General features: G+C 62.7%; 15 protein-coding genes. 11 read left to right on the top strand and 4 right to left on the bottom strand.

Annotated features, from left to right (window positions below):
* The first annotated feature begins 12 nt into the window (after positions 1-12).
* Together ACWTV3_RS12930 and ACWTV3_RS12925 are read left to right on the top strand one after the other, a co-directional pair.
* Positions 13-675, top strand: coding sequence for a lysoplasmalogenase family protein (locus tag ACWTV3_RS12930; RefSeq protein WP_498478621.1), 663 nt, complete (start codon positions 13-15; stop codon positions 673-675).
* Entirely contained in the window at positions 672-1,349 is a 678-nt protein-coding gene (locus ACWTV3_RS12925; protein WP_498478620.1) for a hypothetical protein, read from the top strand. The genes ACWTV3_RS12930 and ACWTV3_RS12925 overlap by 4 nt, the downstream gene beginning before the upstream one ends.
* A 33-nt stretch (positions 1,350-1,382) precedes the next feature.
* Here ACWTV3_RS12925 and ACWTV3_RS12920 read toward each other — a convergent pair whose 3' ends face one another.
* Positions 1,383-2,564, bottom strand: a complete 1,182-nt coding sequence (locus ACWTV3_RS12920; RefSeq protein ID WP_498478619.1) for a MarP family serine protease — start codon at positions 2,562-2,564, stop codon at positions 1,383-1,385.
* Between the two features lie 95 nt (positions 2,565-2,659).
* Here ACWTV3_RS12920 and ACWTV3_RS12915 point away from each other — a divergent pair, with 95 nt between their 5' ends.
* Complete coding sequence (locus ACWTV3_RS12915; RefSeq protein WP_498478618.1) at positions 2,660-3,493, top strand: hypothetical protein; 834 nt, start codon at positions 2,660-2,662, stop codon at positions 3,491-3,493.
* A 119-nt stretch (positions 3,494-3,612) separates the two neighbouring features.
* Complete coding sequence (gene rpsO / locus ACWTV3_RS12910; protein WP_009771894.1) at positions 3,613-3,882, top strand: 30S ribosomal protein S15; 270 nt, start codon at positions 3,613-3,615, stop codon at positions 3,880-3,882.
* Between the two features lie 74 nt (positions 3,883-3,956).
* Here rpsO and ACWTV3_RS12905 read toward each other — a convergent pair whose 3' ends face one another.
* The gene (locus tag ACWTV3_RS12905) at positions 3,957-4,565 is read right to left on the bottom strand and encodes an HdeD family acid-resistance protein (protein WP_498478617.1); all 609 of its coding nucleotides are present in this window, start codon (positions 4,563-4,565) and stop codon (positions 3,957-3,959) included.
* 101 nt (positions 4,566-4,666) lie between these two features.
* Between ACWTV3_RS12905 and ACWTV3_RS12900 the strand changes: the two genes are divergently transcribed.
* From ACWTV3_RS12900 to ACWTV3_RS12875, 6 genes are all read left to right on the top strand, one after another.
* Positions 4,667-5,584: an NADP-dependent oxidoreductase gene (locus ACWTV3_RS12900; RefSeq protein ID WP_498478616.1), complete on the top strand. Its 918-nt coding sequence runs from the start codon at positions 4,667-4,669 to the stop codon at positions 5,582-5,584.
* Entirely contained in the window at positions 5,568-6,824 is a 1,257-nt protein-coding gene (locus ACWTV3_RS12895) for a benzoate/H(+) symporter BenE family transporter (RefSeq protein ID WP_498478615.1), read from the top strand. The genes ACWTV3_RS12900 and ACWTV3_RS12895 overlap by 17 nt, the downstream gene beginning before the upstream one ends.
* A gap of 92 nt (positions 6,825-6,916) precedes the next feature.
* On the top strand, positions 6,917-7,741 hold the full coding sequence (locus ACWTV3_RS12890; protein WP_498478614.1) for a DUF4397 domain-containing protein: 825 nt from the start codon (positions 6,917-6,919) through the stop codon (positions 7,739-7,741).
* Between the two features lie 68 nt (positions 7,742-7,809).
* On the top strand, positions 7,810-8,412 hold the full coding sequence (locus ACWTV3_RS12885; protein WP_498478613.1) for a class F sortase: 603 nt from the start codon (positions 7,810-7,812) through the stop codon (positions 8,410-8,412).
* 23 nt (positions 8,413-8,435) lie between these two features.
* On the top strand, positions 8,436-8,996 hold the full coding sequence (locus ACWTV3_RS12880) for an RNA polymerase sigma factor (protein ID WP_498478612.1): 561 nt from the start codon (positions 8,436-8,438) through the stop codon (positions 8,994-8,996).
* Positions 8,983-9,819, top strand: a complete 837-nt coding sequence (locus ACWTV3_RS12875) for an anti-sigma factor (protein WP_498478611.1) — start codon at positions 8,983-8,985, stop codon at positions 9,817-9,819. The genes ACWTV3_RS12880 and ACWTV3_RS12875 overlap by 14 nt, the downstream gene beginning before the upstream one ends.
* A gap of 44 nt (positions 9,820-9,863) precedes the next feature.
* Here the strand turns inward: ACWTV3_RS12875 and ACWTV3_RS12870 are convergent, their stop codons facing one another.
* Together ACWTV3_RS12870 and ACWTV3_RS12865 are read right to left on the bottom strand one after the other, a co-directional pair.
* Positions 9,864-10,871, bottom strand: coding sequence for a helix-turn-helix domain-containing protein (locus ACWTV3_RS12870; RefSeq protein ID WP_498478610.1), 1,008 nt, complete (start codon positions 10,869-10,871; stop codon positions 9,864-9,866).
* Between the two features lie 109 nt (positions 10,872-10,980).
* Complete coding sequence (locus tag ACWTV3_RS12865) at positions 10,981-11,946, bottom strand: alpha/beta hydrolase (RefSeq protein ID WP_498478609.1); 966 nt, start codon at positions 11,944-11,946, stop codon at positions 10,981-10,983.
* 207 nt (positions 11,947-12,153) lie between these two features.
* Here ACWTV3_RS12865 and ACWTV3_RS12860 point away from each other — a divergent pair, with 207 nt between their 5' ends.
* Positions 12,154-13,269, top strand: coding sequence for an LLM class flavin-dependent oxidoreductase (locus ACWTV3_RS12860; RefSeq protein ID WP_498478608.1), 1,116 nt, complete (start codon positions 12,154-12,156; stop codon positions 13,267-13,269).
* The last annotated feature ends 26 nt before the right edge of the window (positions 13,270-13,295 follow it).

Genomic DNA, 13,295 nt, shown 5'->3' with positions numbered 1-13,295 from the left:
TAGGCTGTGGTCGTGCTAATTTTTCGAGGCTTTCTCGCCTATCTTGCTGTGGCGGGACTCCATGTGGTGAGCCTCGCCGCGGGTTGGGCTGACATCGCAGTAGTCACCAAGTTCTCGCTCATGCCCGCTCTTATGGTGGGCGTCGTTATCGTGCGGCGGCGCCCGTTCTCGTGGCCTGACTATCTGCTGCTTGCCGCTCTCACGCTGTCGTGGCTCGGCGACATTTTTGTGTCGGATGCCGCGAGCTCACGCTTCCTCGTCGGGCTCGGCTCGTTCTTTGCCGCCCATGCGCTTTACCTCGTGCTTTTTCTCCGCGTGGTGAAATCGCGCCGGGTGCCCATGCTGGCACTGCTGCTCGTTGTCTGGTGGGCAGGCTTGCTGTTCCTGCTGCGCGATGATCTGGGCTTCTTCTTTGTTCCGCTCGCGGTCTATGGGGCAGTGTTGGCGGCATCCACAGCAGCGGCGTTAGCGACGTCGCGACTGATCGCCACGGGAGCAGTTCTCTTTCTGGCGTCAGATACAGCGCTCGGCTGGGCTCTGTTCGCACCGAGCCCAGTCTGGTGGCAGTCGGATGCCGCAATCATGACGCTTTACATTGCCGGTCAGTTTCTGATCGCCACCGGGTTCGTTCGGGCGCGGAATGCTCGGGGGAACACTGCTAGCGTGTCCGAGTGACTCCTGAGCCCTCCGAACCCGTCGTCCATCGACGCGTTGCGGTGGGCCCGGTTGTGGCGGCTGTCGTGGCGCTCGTTGTTTTTGCCGTCATCGTGACCGTCGTGATCACGCTCGCCGCGGCATCCTCGTCGCCGAGTGCCACTGCGACGCCAGCGGCAGCGTCGTCGCTACCGTCATCGGTGGCAACGAGTGTTCCGACGCCCGAGTCGACGCTGATCCCGCCGAGCGCAGAGTCAACGGGAACACAGTGTTTTGATTACACGGCCGAGGTCTCAGCGCTCGACATCGAATCTGCGCGGGTCGAGCAATTCGATCGTGATGAGGTCGAAGTGGAGATCACTCTGGCGGCACCGTGGGAGGGATCGTCGGCTCAACTGGGCATTTACGCCGAGCGCGCCGATGGCGACCGCGCGTATCAATTCGCGCTCGAGATCGACGACAGCGAGATTGAAGAGTTCACTTCGCACGAATTCGACCGCGATGACGCCGACGAGCTCGATGTCGATGACGCCGAACTCTCCGGCTCCACCGTGCGTTTTCTCGTGCCTCGTTCGATCGGCAAGAAATTGGGAGACGAATGGTCGTGGTTCGCTTTTAGCGCCGCCGACGGCTCGACGATCGATACGTGCCCGGGAGTCCCGAATGCTCCGGAGTACTTGCGTTTCGAGCGTTAGAACTCGCGAACTGCTCGCCGTGTAGCTGCTCCACTAGTGGGCGATGCACGCTCCGCTAGAAACGGTGGTGCTGAGATCAGCGGCGTTCTCGACTACGGGGCGAACAGCATCCAGCGTCAGGGCGTAGCCCACGTTGCTCTGTTCGGTACTGCTGCCAAAAATCGTGCCAGCGATATCGCCGTCAAGAGTCAACAGTGGGCCTCCCGAGTTGCCGGGGTTCACCTGGCCCGCCAACGTATAGACCTCGCGGGCCGCTGCACCTTCGCCATAGATATCGGCGCTTTCGAAGGTGCTCACGTGCTGCACGAGAGCCGCGTTAGTCGTGAACGGGCCGCCGTAGGGGTATCCCTGAATCGCGGTACTCGTGCCGGGGAGTGCCGTGTCTCCGAGCCTGAGCACGTCGGCGGTGAGGCCGGGGACCGCAAGAACCGCTAAGTCATTCACGGCGTCGAAGTACACAATGGAGCTCGGGAGAACTTGCCCGTTGAGCGCTTCAACCACGGGGCCCGACGTGCCCGAAACGACATGGGCGTTGGTCATGATGCGCTCCGGTGCGATGACAAACCCACTTCCCGTTTGACCTTGACCGCAGGCATAGGCGTTTCCGGTGATGCGCACAACGGACTGTGCTGCGGCGGCGAGTGCCGGGCTGTTGGAGTCGATGGTGGGAATCTGCGCATTCGGATCGCCGAGAGGCGAGCCGAGCAAAGGCAAGGCGCGGTCGCTGAGTGCTGTTCGCCAGCGGGCGATGTTCGCTTCGACGACGTCGGGCGTCACATCCTGAATGGTGCGGATGACCGACGACGCTGAAATCGTGCGGGAGAGTACGGGCACTCCCAATTGCGCGGCGCTGAAGCTCACCGTCGAGATGACGAGCGCAGCGACGACGAAGATCGCGAGCCCGCCCACCGCACGATCAGCACCACGAAGAACTCGTGTTTCGATCGACACTTGAATCGCTTTGCCTGCGGCAGAACCCACAGCGTGACCCACGGCAACGAGGGCGATGGCTACCGACACCGCCACAAGTACCCGCACCTGCGGAACTGAGGCCAGCTGCGCAATGTTTTGAGCGAAGAGCATCGCCAAGAAGACGCCGACGGCAACACCAGCGATAACAAAAATACTGCGGGTGAGGCCGATTCTGATGCCGTAGATCGCGTAGCCCAGCAAGACGCCCACGAGTAGCAGATCAAGCATGGGGGCGACGTTCATTGTCTCAGCCTAGAGCGCACCGACGGTGTCGGTTGCCGAGTTGGGCGATCGTCGAACGCGAGATAATCTCTCACAGAACAATGTTGGGGGATCGAGTGGGCGACAAGGCACACGAAAGCCGCGCTCCGGCATCCTCCACCGAGGATTCCGGATTCGGTTTGGCGATGGCTGCGTGCCTTCGAGCTCAGCGGGATCTCGAGCCGCGCACGTGGTTTCAGCGACTCCGCGGCGCGAGCCCGCTCTCGGCCGAAGCCAGCGCGGTGTACGCCCATGGCGTGGGAGAGCTCGAATCTGCCGTCGCACTCGCTGCGCTGGGTGCCGATTGGTTCATTGCCGGCTCCACTGACGGCGGCGATGCGAGCGTTGGCGCGGATCACGTCGTTCTCGGCCCGGCGGGAGTCTTCGCTGTGTGCAGCCAGCGGCATCCGGGTGCGAAAGCGGTCACTGCCGGGCGCATGATCCTCATCAACGGTCGCCGCGTAGCGTCCGTGCGCGATGCCACGATCTTGGCCGAGCGCCTCACTGATTCGTTCGCCGCCCTGGGCGCAGCCTCCGTGCAGGTGCGTCCGCTCGTCACGCTCACCGGAACCTCCGAACTGGTTCGTGGTCGCATGAAGGCGCCGGTTCCAGTTCTGCCTCTCCAGGATCTTGCGGCTTGGCTCATTCGTCGCGAAGCTGTCTATTCTCGGGCTGAAGTCGCCGCTCTGGTTCCCGTCGCCGGGCGTCTCAGCGGCTGGACCGCACGCCCCGCGGTCACGGGCCCGAGCGTTCGGCTCACCGCTCGCTTCGAACGACTGCGGAGTGAAGTGGATGCAGCCCGCCGCCGCTACCGGCTGTGGATCGCCGTCGGGGGAGCGGTTGCGCTCGCGGCCACCGTCACGATGGTGGCGTTCGCGATTCCCGCGATTGTTGCTCTCTTCGCTGGGTAGTACTGCAGGAGCCCTGCCTCTGCTAAACTTTCAAGGTTGCCGTCTAACGGCCGCGGATAAAGAGAGCTCAAGCATTTCAGCTATGGGCACCGCGCAACGACTAGAAAGGGGATCACCTTATGGCTCTAGAAGCAAGCATCAAGAAGGCGATCATCGAAGAGTACGCAACCCACCCAGGTGACACGGGATCCCCCGAGGTCCAGATCGCGATGATGACTCGTCGCATCCTCGACCTCACGGAACACCTCAAGATGCACAAGCATGACCACCACTCACGTCGTGGACTGCTTCTTCTTGTTGGTCAGCGTCGTCGTCTGCTGGGTTACCTGCAGAACGTTGACATCACGCGTTACCGTACGCTGATTGAGAAGCTGGGACTGCGCCGCTAGTCGACTCGTCACACTTGCCAAAGGCCGTCATCGCATTGCGATGGCGGCCTTTGTTGTTGCTGTGAGCGTGTTGCTTATTCGGCGGTAACCGGTGCGCTGGTAGCAGCGGTCTTGGGCTTGCGCGGCAGCGTGAGCAAGGTGGTGAGGCTCACGGCGATCATGAGCACGGCGCCAATAGCGACGAGAGAGAAGACGCCGGCGGCGGGGAGCACGAACATCGCTACGCCGGCGGCCATCGAGACGATGCCGCTGACCCAGCCGAACCAGCGCGGGTGGATGGTGCCGCGCACTCCACCGACGAGGTCGACGACTCCTTCGAGAATCCAGCCGATTCCGATCACGAGGGCGAGCGCGATGAGCGTCTGGAACGGGTTCGCGAGGCACAGGATGCCGGCGATCACGATGAGGAGTCCGAGCAGACCAGTGGTCCAGCGCATCGGGGAGTCAAGATTGTTCGCGACGAAAGCGGCGGTCACCCGGTACATGCCCGACGCGATGAGGTAAATGCCAAAGAGCACCGCGATGGTGAGCAAGGTCGCTCCGGGGAACAGCAGCCCGATGACTCCGAGCACAAGCCCGATCACGGCGACGCCCATGAGTTGTCCGCGGTGAACGCGCAGGAGCCCGGGGAGAAGATCTTCAGCCGAGACGGGGCGGGGGGTGGTGCTGTTAGACGAGCTCATTATGGTCCTAACCAGAGTTGTCAATGCGTGCTTTACGCTGCCTATTCTCCCAGTTGGATTGCCTCTGTGTGCAACTGCGACGCACCGGTTAGGCTCGGAGCATGTCGCGTCGTGTTACTTACTCTCAGCTCGGTGGGCCTGAAGTGCTCACGATTTCCGAAGTTACCGAACCTCGCGCGGGCGAGGGCGAGGTGCGGGTGCGGGTGAAGTGCGCCGGCATCAATCCCTTCGACGCGAAGGTTTTTAGCGGGGCGCGCACTGCTAGTCCCCAGAGCGTGGAATTCCCGAGTGGCAACGGCAATGACTTCGCCGGTGTCGTCGACGAAGTGGGCGCGGGAGTCGACCAGTGGGCTGTTGGCGACGAAGTGCTCGGTGGCAAGGGCTTCAGCGGTCAAGCAGATTTCGTTGTTGTTCCCGAGGCCAAGCTCGTTCGCAAGCCGGCTGATTTAAGTTGGGAACAGGCGGGTGGCCTCGATATCGCCGGTCGTACGGCCTGGGCGAGCGTCGAAGCTGTCGCCCTCACGGAGGCCGACACCGTTCTCGTGAGCGCCGCGGCGGGTGGAGTCGGCGTCATCGCCGCTCAGCTCGCCAAGCTCAAGGGTGCGAAAGTGATTGGCTCCGCCAGCGCATCGAACCATGAGTTCCTGCGTTCGCTCGGCATCCACCCCGTCGCGTACGGCGAGGGCATGGTCGAGCGCATCCTCGAGATCAGCCCCGAAGGTGTCACCGCTGCGCTCGACAACAACGGCCGCGAAACAGTGGATGCTGCGCTAGCGCTGGGTGCCCCGGCCGACCGCGTCAACACGATCGCTGATTACGCTGCGGTCTCGGAGTACGGCACCTCGGGTGTCGGTGCTGCGGGGGCGACCCCGGCCGACCTCGCGTCGATTGCTGCCCTCGTTGCTGCCGGAACCGTTGAGGTTCCGATCGATTCGGTGTTCCCGCTCGAGCAGGTCTCTGAGGCCTACGCCAAGCTTCTCGAAGGCCACTCCCGCGGCAAGATTGTGCTCACGCTCTAGAGAGGCATCCGCCATTTTCCAGCTCTTTTCGACCGGCGTCATCGCCGGTATCGCGGGCTTTGCATCGTCGTTCACCCTCGTGATCGCTGGGCTGCACGCGGTCGGCGCGAGTGACGACCAGGCAGCATCTGGCCTGTTGATTCTGACGGTCATGATGGGGCTCGTCACGATTGGGCTGGCGTGGGGCTACCGGATGCCGATCACGGTCGCCTGGTCGACTCCCGGTGCCGCACTGCTGATCGTTGCGGCGCAGGGAGACGTTGAGTTTCAGGCCGCGGTCGGTGCCTTCATCGTGTGCGGCGTGCTCATAATGGTGTGCGGATTGGTTCCCGCGTTGGGGCGGCTCATCACGCGAATTCCGCAACCGATCGCGAGTGCGATGCTCGCGGGCATCCTGTTCCCGATTTGTCTTGCACCGATTACCGCGTCGGTGGAGTACCCCTGGTTGGGCATTCCGATGGTCGTAGTGTGGTTGATCCTGTTGAAGGTTTCACCGCGGTGGGCTGTGCCGGGAGCGCTCGTCGCAGCGATCGTTGCTATCGCGCTCACGACCGACGGCAGCCTGTTCGGCGATGCCGCCGTGGTGCCACAGCTCACGCCCGTTGTGCCGGTCTTCGACCCGATTCTGATCGTCAGCCTCGGCATCCCGCTGTTCATCGTCACGATGGCGGGGCAGAACGTGCCGGGCTTCACGGTCATGCGTACCTACGGCTATGCGGTTCCCGCCGGCCCCGCCCTCACTGTTACCGGTGCCGCCTCTGCCGCGAGTGCGTTCTTCGGCGGTCACGCCCTCAACCTCGCCGCTATTACGGCAGCGCTCACGGCGAGCGAGGAGGCGCACGATGACCCCAAGCGCCGCTGGATTGCTTCCGTGGCGGCGGGCATCACTTACGTTGTGATCGGTCTGGGGGCCGGTTTCGCCACCGCCCTCGTCTCGGTAGCGCCTCCCATCGTTGTCGTGGCCATCGCGGGGCTCGCTGTCATCGGTGCTCTCATCACCTCGGTGCGTACTGCTCTGGATGCTCCCGAGCACCGCATCGCGGCCATCGCCACGTTCCTCGTTGCTGCGTCGGGCATCACCGTGATCGGAATTGGCTCCGCGTTCTGGGCGCTCATCGTCGGAGCGATCATCATGGCGTGGCTCGGTTGGCGCCGAAAGGCTGGCGTCACGGCTACCCCAGCGGGCCCGGATGCCGCACGCGAGGGAGCCGCACCGGCGGCCCCAGAAGAGAAACTTTAAAGTTTTTTGAAATTGCTGCATCCAAAACAGGGGTTCAGCCAGAAGTACTCCATGTAAGGCGATTTACGCCCGACCATGAGAGGACAAGAACAGTGCGAAACAAAATTTTTGCCGGTGTAGCCGCCGGAGCGATTGCCGCCGTAGGAGTCGCCATCCCCGCCAACGCCATCTCGGACACCACCGCTGACCTGTACGTTCTGCACGCAGTGCCGGGACTCACCGTCGACGTGTACGTCAACGGCGAACTTACCCTCGACGACTTCGAGCCCGGTGACCTCGCAGGCCCTCTCGATCTCCCGGCCGACACCTACACGGTTGCCATCACCGCCTCCGATGCAGCCGACGACTCGTCGCCCGCCATTGGCCCGATCGACCTCACGCTCGAAGCCAACACGAGCTACACCGCGGTGGCTCACCTCGATGAATCGGGTGACCCCACGGCCAGCCTCTTCACCAACGATCTGAGCACTGTTGCTGCGGGTGAAGGTCGACTGACTGTTCGCCACACGGCGGCAGCCCCCGCTGTTGACGTACTCGCCAACGGCGCCGCCGCATTCGAAAATCTGAGCAACCCTGACGAAGTGAAAGCTGACCTCGCTACGGGAACGATCTCCGCCGCTGTTGCGCTCACCGGAACTACTGACCCCGTCATTGGCCCGGCTGACGTCGAAATCGCCGAAGGTGTTAACACGATCGTGTACGCCTGGGGCAGTGCCGAAGACGACAACCTCACCCTCGCAGTACAGACCATTGATGGTCTGCACTCGACTCCCGGCGGAGTAGACGCCGGAACCGCAGGACTCGCCGCTGACAACAACAACGGCATCCTCGTTGCCGGTCTCGGTGGCCTCGCAGCACTCCTTGCTCTCGGGGGATTCGCCGCGACCCGACCCTCCGCCGCACGCGCAGCGAAGTAGTCCCAGCACAACCTCCACAGCACGACCCAGTACGACCAGCACTCACACACCCCAGCAAGGAGAACGTCATGGCCCCGAGAACCCTAGCCCTCGCGGTCATGGCGCTTCTCCTTGCTGGTTGTGCTGCAGCCCCAGCAGAATCCATCGCCCCGGTGCCGGCGCCACTGCCCACGGCAGAGATTGATGTGCCCCGCCAGTCGAGCGAAATTGCGCCGGTCGAGCAGCTTGCTGCCCCGGTTCGCATCCAAATTCCTTCCGTGGGAGTCGATATTTCGATTGCTCCCGTGGGCATTCAGCCCGACGGCTTCATGGAGATTCCAGAGAACATTACGGTCGCAGGGTGGTACAAGTACGGTTCCTCTCCCAGCAGCGACACGGGCTCGACAGTGATCACAGCCCATGTCGACGACTTTGTTCAAGGTCTTGGACCATTTGCGCAGCTTGCATCGATGCCAGCTGAAGCGGAGATCATTGTGACGACCGACGATGGCGTCGATCACCGCTATCAACTCGAATCGGTGCAAAGTGTGCAAAAAGAACAGGTTCCCCTGGATCAAGTCTTTGACCGAGATGGGGCGCCGCGCATCGTGCTCCTCACCTGCGGTGGACAGTTCGACGAAAATGTGCGGCAATACTCTGACAACGTTGTAGCGATTGCCAACCCGCTATGAACGACATTCTTAACCGGAGAGCTATGACGGACGACGAAGCCGCAGACGAAGCCCGCATGACGCAGGCGTTCATCGCTGGCGACGAACCGGCGCTCGCGGAAGTGTACAAGCGGTGGTCATCGCTCGTCTTCACGCTGGCTGTTCGCTCGCTTGGAGATCGCGGCGATGCAGAAGACGTCACTCAAAAAGTCTTCGTCTCAGCCTGGACCGGGCGCTCAAGTTTCAAGCCTGAACGATCGAGCCTGTCGGCGTGGCTCGTCGGAATCACCAAGAACAAGATCGCCGACACTCACGAAGCTCGCGCTCGGATTCGCCGGCTTCAAGAAGAACTGGCGTCAACGACATCGCGGGGAGAAGCCGTTGTGGAAGACTTCGACTTGGCCGACACGCTGATGGTCGCCGACGAGATCTCGCGCCTCGAGCCGGATGCTCAAGCCATCATGCGATTAGCGTTTTTCGACGATCTCACCCACAACCAAATAGCCGACCGTCTCGAACTACCTTTAGGAACGGTCAAGAGCCATATCCGGCGCAGTCTGCAACGGATGCGAACACGATTGGAGGCGACCTATGCGACACGTTGATCCTGAGGTCCTTGCGCTGCTCGCCCTGGGCGAGCAAGTTGCCCTCCCCGAAGACAGCGTGCACGTGAGCGAATGTGACCAGTGCCGCCGCGAGATCGAAATCCTTGCCCGTGCTGCACTGATCGGCCGTTCCACTTTCGATGCTGGTGAGCTGCTCGAAGCTCCCTCGCGCGTCTGGGATCGCATCAGCGATGAGTTGGCGCTGACGGCAGAAGACGCAAGCGCGACATCCGCCCCCGTTGTTGGCGATGCTGACGACAGGGTGCCCCGCGATGAACTGGCCCAGCAACGCGTCGAACGAGACGATGTCGCGGTGGACGCGTCAACCGCAACGAATATTGCGGAAAGTGGCACTGTGCACTCTCTCGCCGAGCGCCGTCGCCGCCCGTGGATCGGCTTTGTTGCTGCAGCGGCCGCCGTCGCCCTGGTCGCGAGCGCCGGTACCGCGCTGTGGGCAACTTTCAGTCCCGCCCCACAGCCGACCATCCTCGCAAGCGCAACCCTCGAAGCCTTTCCAGCCTGGCCAGATTCCACGGGTGAAGCCAAGCTTGAGCAGCTGCCCGATGGCACGCGCGTCATCGACGTGAACTTCGATGCTCCCGCGACCGACGGCGGATACCGCGAAGTGTGGTTGATTACGACGGATGCCACGGCTCTCGTCAGCCTCGGAATCGTTGAAGGTACGTCAGGTCAGTTCACGGTTCCCGACGGCCTCGATATCTCGAGTTATGACCTCGTGGACATCTCAGAGGAACTGTTCGACGGAAACCCGGCTCACTCCGGTGACTCCATCGTGCGCGGTCAGCTCTCGACCGAGGCCTAGCGAACGCCGCTGCCGCACCCGCTCGCCTTGAGCCCGCACTCCGATTAGTCGAAGTGCGTGGTCTCAAGCCGGTGAAGAGCGAGAGCCACGGAGAGCCGGGTGCGACCGCGCGACGTGCGCACGTCGAAGCCGAGTTTCGCGCTCAACTCCTCCGCCCTTGACTGCACCGTCGAGTGGTGAAAACCGAGAGTCGCTGCCGCCGCCCGAAGACTCTCGCTCGCGGAGAGAGTGTCGAGCATCGGCACGATGCGCGGGGTATCGCGAATCACGACGCCGAGCGACTGAAGGTCGCAATTCTCGGGAGCTCCGGCGGGACTGATCTCGGCGAGAAGCAACAGCGAACCAAGATCGTCGCCATACAGCACGGGCTCATGATCGGAGGTCAGGCGTAGCGCGGTGAGTGCCGAGAGCCACGAGCGCACCAGATCGGCGGGGGAGGCAGCGATGCCGACGCCGGCGCGCTCTGCTGCCACGGCATCCGTGCTGAGCACGATTTCGGCGCGAACGGCGCCAGCAATGGTTGTCATCACGGCAGCAGGGCCCGCAGCGACTGTCGTGGCGCTTGCTGGCTGAGTGATCACGCGGTAGCGCGTAGTGGTGACCAAGTGCAGAGAGTGGGCTGCGGCTTGGCGGTGCTCGACGGTTTCGGTGGGGTCGAGAATGGTCTCGACGGGATTGCGTAGTGCTTCGGCAGGGGCGGTGCGTTCGACGAGGATGCTGAGGGCGAGCGCGACGCGTTCGAGAATCATGTCGTCGTTCGCGTGAGCGCCGCCATCGCGTTCGATCCAGACCGTCCCTCCACCGGTAAGGCTTCGGGCTGGCCAAGAAGCGGGGGAGCCCGGATCGGCACTGCGGCGTCCACGCTCGTCGACTCGCAGGCTGAGTGACGGCGAGGCCACCCCGGCGGGGCATCCGGCCAGCATGCTCGCGCCGCGAACAAGAACCTCGGCGTTGGCATGACCGGCAGTCAACGCGTCGAAGTATGAGATCACCCGCAAGGTTTCGCTGGCCTCGGGGTCGAGCGCCTTCAAGCGTCCGGCTAGTTCTTGCATTCTCGTTCCGCCCTCTGTGGTTCGAGCCCTACTCTATTGCGGCCCTGCGAGAACAGACAGTCGCGGTAGGGCTCGAACCACAGCGATGCTGGGGTGTGCCGGTGGGTGATTAGAGGCCGAGCGTGCGGCGCAACCAGCTGAGTCGTGCATCTTGCGTGGCAACCGATAGCGCCGCAAACGGAGCCATCGAGTCATAGCCATGGAACCCGCCGGGCCACACGTGCAGTTCACAGTGCCCGCCCGCTGCCCAGATGGCTGAGGCATAGGCAACATCCTCATCGCGGAATACCTCTGATGTTCCTACGTCGATGAACGCCGGGGGCAGATTGCTGAGGTCGGTGGCCCGGGCAGGAGCAGCGTAGATGGAGACGTCATCGGTCTTGCGGCGGTTGCCGAGCAAAGCATCCCAGCCGGTGTCGTTGCTGCCGCGGTCCCAGACACCTGTGCCGTCGATTTGATGACTCGACACGGTCTCGTTGCGATCATCGAGCATCGGGTAAATCAGCATTTGGGCGGCCAGAGCTGGCCCTTGGCGGTCGCGAGCTAGCAGCGCAGTTCCCGCAGCTAGGCCGCCACCAGCGCTGCCACCGGCAACAATGAGCTTCGTCGAGTCGATACCGAGGCGGTCGGCGTTGTCTGCTGCCCACACCAAGCTGGCGTAGCAATCGTCGATAGGGGCGGGGTCAGGATGCTCGGGAGCCAATCGGTACTCGACCGACACCGCCACCGCATCCAATTCTTCGACCCACGCCAGTATGGTTTCCATGCCGGTGAAGCGATCGCCAATGATCATTCCTCCCGGGTGAAGGTGAACGATTCCGAGGCCCGCGTTCTCATGGTCGGTGCGTTGGAATATAGAGATGAGAAGGTCGCCATCGGGGCCCGCAAAGGTCTCCTCTCGGTGGGTAATCGGTCGGCCTTCGAGAAGTTCGTCGAGAGATGTTGCCATGCCGGTGCGCAGGGGAACGATCATGTCGGGGGTGAGGGTGGGCGGTAGCTGCTCGTTCACAATCGAGAGCACTGCCGCTAGTTCAGTGTCGAACGGGGGAGCGGGATGAACATTGTTCGCAGTCATGAGACCTCCATTGGTCTGCGTCACGCCACTGTGACGGCCTGCCTCCACGCTAGAGCGTTGCGGCGCTGTGCGAGTACCGCCACTCAGTCCACGATGACTGCACGTTAACCGCCATCTGGCGGTACGAGGCCGGAATTATCGGGAAACAGCGTGGTTGAACGGAATAACTGATTCATCCAGACAGATTTTGGGAGACCGGAGCACACCATGCAGTTCGGAATTTTCACCGTCAGCGACATCACGACTGACCCGACCAACGGCACGACGCCCACCGAGGCGGAGCGCATCAAGGCCACCGTGACCATCGCCAAGAAAGCGGAAGAAGTCGGACTCGATGTCTTCGCCCTGGGGGAGCACCACAACCCACCGTTCTTCTCTTCGAGCCCCACCACGACACTCGCCTACATCGCCGCGCAGACTGAGACGCTCATTCTCTCGACCAGCACGACGCTCATCACGACCAACGACCCGGTGAAGATCGCCGAAGACTACGCGATGCTTCAGCACCTCTCGGACGGTCGCACCGACCTCATGATGGGGCGCGGCAACACCGGGCCGGTCTACCCGTGGTTTGGCAAAGACATTCGTGAGGGCATCCCGCTCGCCATCGAAAACTATTCGCTGCTGCACAAGCTGTGGCGTGAAGAGTGCGTGAACTGGGAGGGTAAGTACCGCACACCGCTGCAAGGTTTCCAGTCGACGCCGCGACCCTTGGATGGTGTGCCTCCCTTTGTATGGCACGGCTCGATCCGCAGCCCCGAGATCGCGGAGCAGGCCGCCTATTACGGTGACGGCTTCTTTGCGAACAACATCTTCTGGCCCAAAGAGCACTACATGCGTCTTGTGGGCTACTACCGTCAGCGCTTTGAGCACTACGGCCACGGCACGGCAGCGCAGGCCATTGTGGGGCTCGGCGGTCAAGCCTTCATGCGCAGCAACTCACAGGCAGCCAAGGCAGAGTTCCGCCCGTACTTCGACAATGCTCCCGTGTATGGCCACGGCCCCTCGATGGAGGACTTCACCGACCAGACGCCGCTCGCTGTGGGCAGCCCACAAGAGGTCATCGACAAGTACGCCGGCATGCGTGAACACTTTGGCGACTACCAGCGCCAGCTCTTCCTCATGGATCACGCTGGACTGCCGCTCAAGACCGTTCTCGAGCAGCTCGACATTCTCGGCGAAGAGGTCGTTCCCGTTCTTCGCAAGGAGTTTGCCACCAACCGCCCGGCCGAGGTTCCGGATGCCCCGACTCACGCTTCGCTCGTCGCCAAGCGTGACGCGGCTCTCGCTCCCTCCGCGGCCGGCGCCCCGGCAACCGTCTAGCTCCCCTACCGGCTCGCACCCACTTC

Source organism: Salinibacterium sp. AL4.1, from assembly GCF_059767305.1.
The sequence above is the reverse complement of the archived record's forward strand: the minus strand, read 5'-3'. Positions and strand labels throughout refer to the sequence as shown.

Excerpts from the sequence above, each read along its gene's own strand:
- ACWTV3_RS12920 (WP_498478619.1), bottom strand. The coding sequence starts at position 2,564 with ATGAACGTCGCCCCCATGCTTGATCTGCTACTCGTGGGCGTCTTGCTG.
- rpsO (WP_009771894.1), top strand. The coding sequence starts at position 3,613 with ATGGCTCTAGAAGCAAGCATCAAGAAGGCGATCATCGAAGAGTACGCA.
- ACWTV3_RS12905 (WP_498478617.1), bottom strand. The coding sequence starts at position 4,565 with ATGAGCTCGTCTAACAGCACCACCCCCCGCCCCGTCTCGGCTGAAGAT.
- ACWTV3_RS12900 (WP_498478616.1), top strand. The coding sequence starts at position 4,667 with ATGTCGCGTCGTGTTACTTACTCTCAGCTCGGTGGGCCTGAAGTGCTC.
- ACWTV3_RS12885 (WP_498478613.1), top strand. The coding sequence starts at position 7,810 with ATGGCCCCGAGAACCCTAGCCCTCGCGGTCATGGCGCTTCTCCTTGCT.
- ACWTV3_RS12880 (WP_498478612.1), top strand. The coding sequence starts at position 8,436 with ATGACGGACGACGAAGCCGCAGACGAAGCCCGCATGACGCAGGCGTTC.
- ACWTV3_RS12875 (WP_498478611.1), top strand. The coding sequence starts at position 8,983 with ATGCGACACGTTGATCCTGAGGTCCTTGCGCTGCTCGCCCTGGGCGAG.
- ACWTV3_RS12870 (WP_498478610.1), bottom strand. The coding sequence starts at position 10,871 with ATGCAAGAACTAGCCGGACGCTTGAAGGCGCTCGACCCCGAGGCCAGC.
- ACWTV3_RS12865 (WP_498478609.1), bottom strand. The coding sequence starts at position 11,946 with ATGACTGCGAACAATGTTCATCCCGCTCCCCCGTTCGACACTGAACTA.
- ACWTV3_RS12860 (WP_498478608.1), top strand. The coding sequence starts at position 12,154 with ATGCAGTTCGGAATTTTCACCGTCAGCGACATCACGACTGACCCGACC.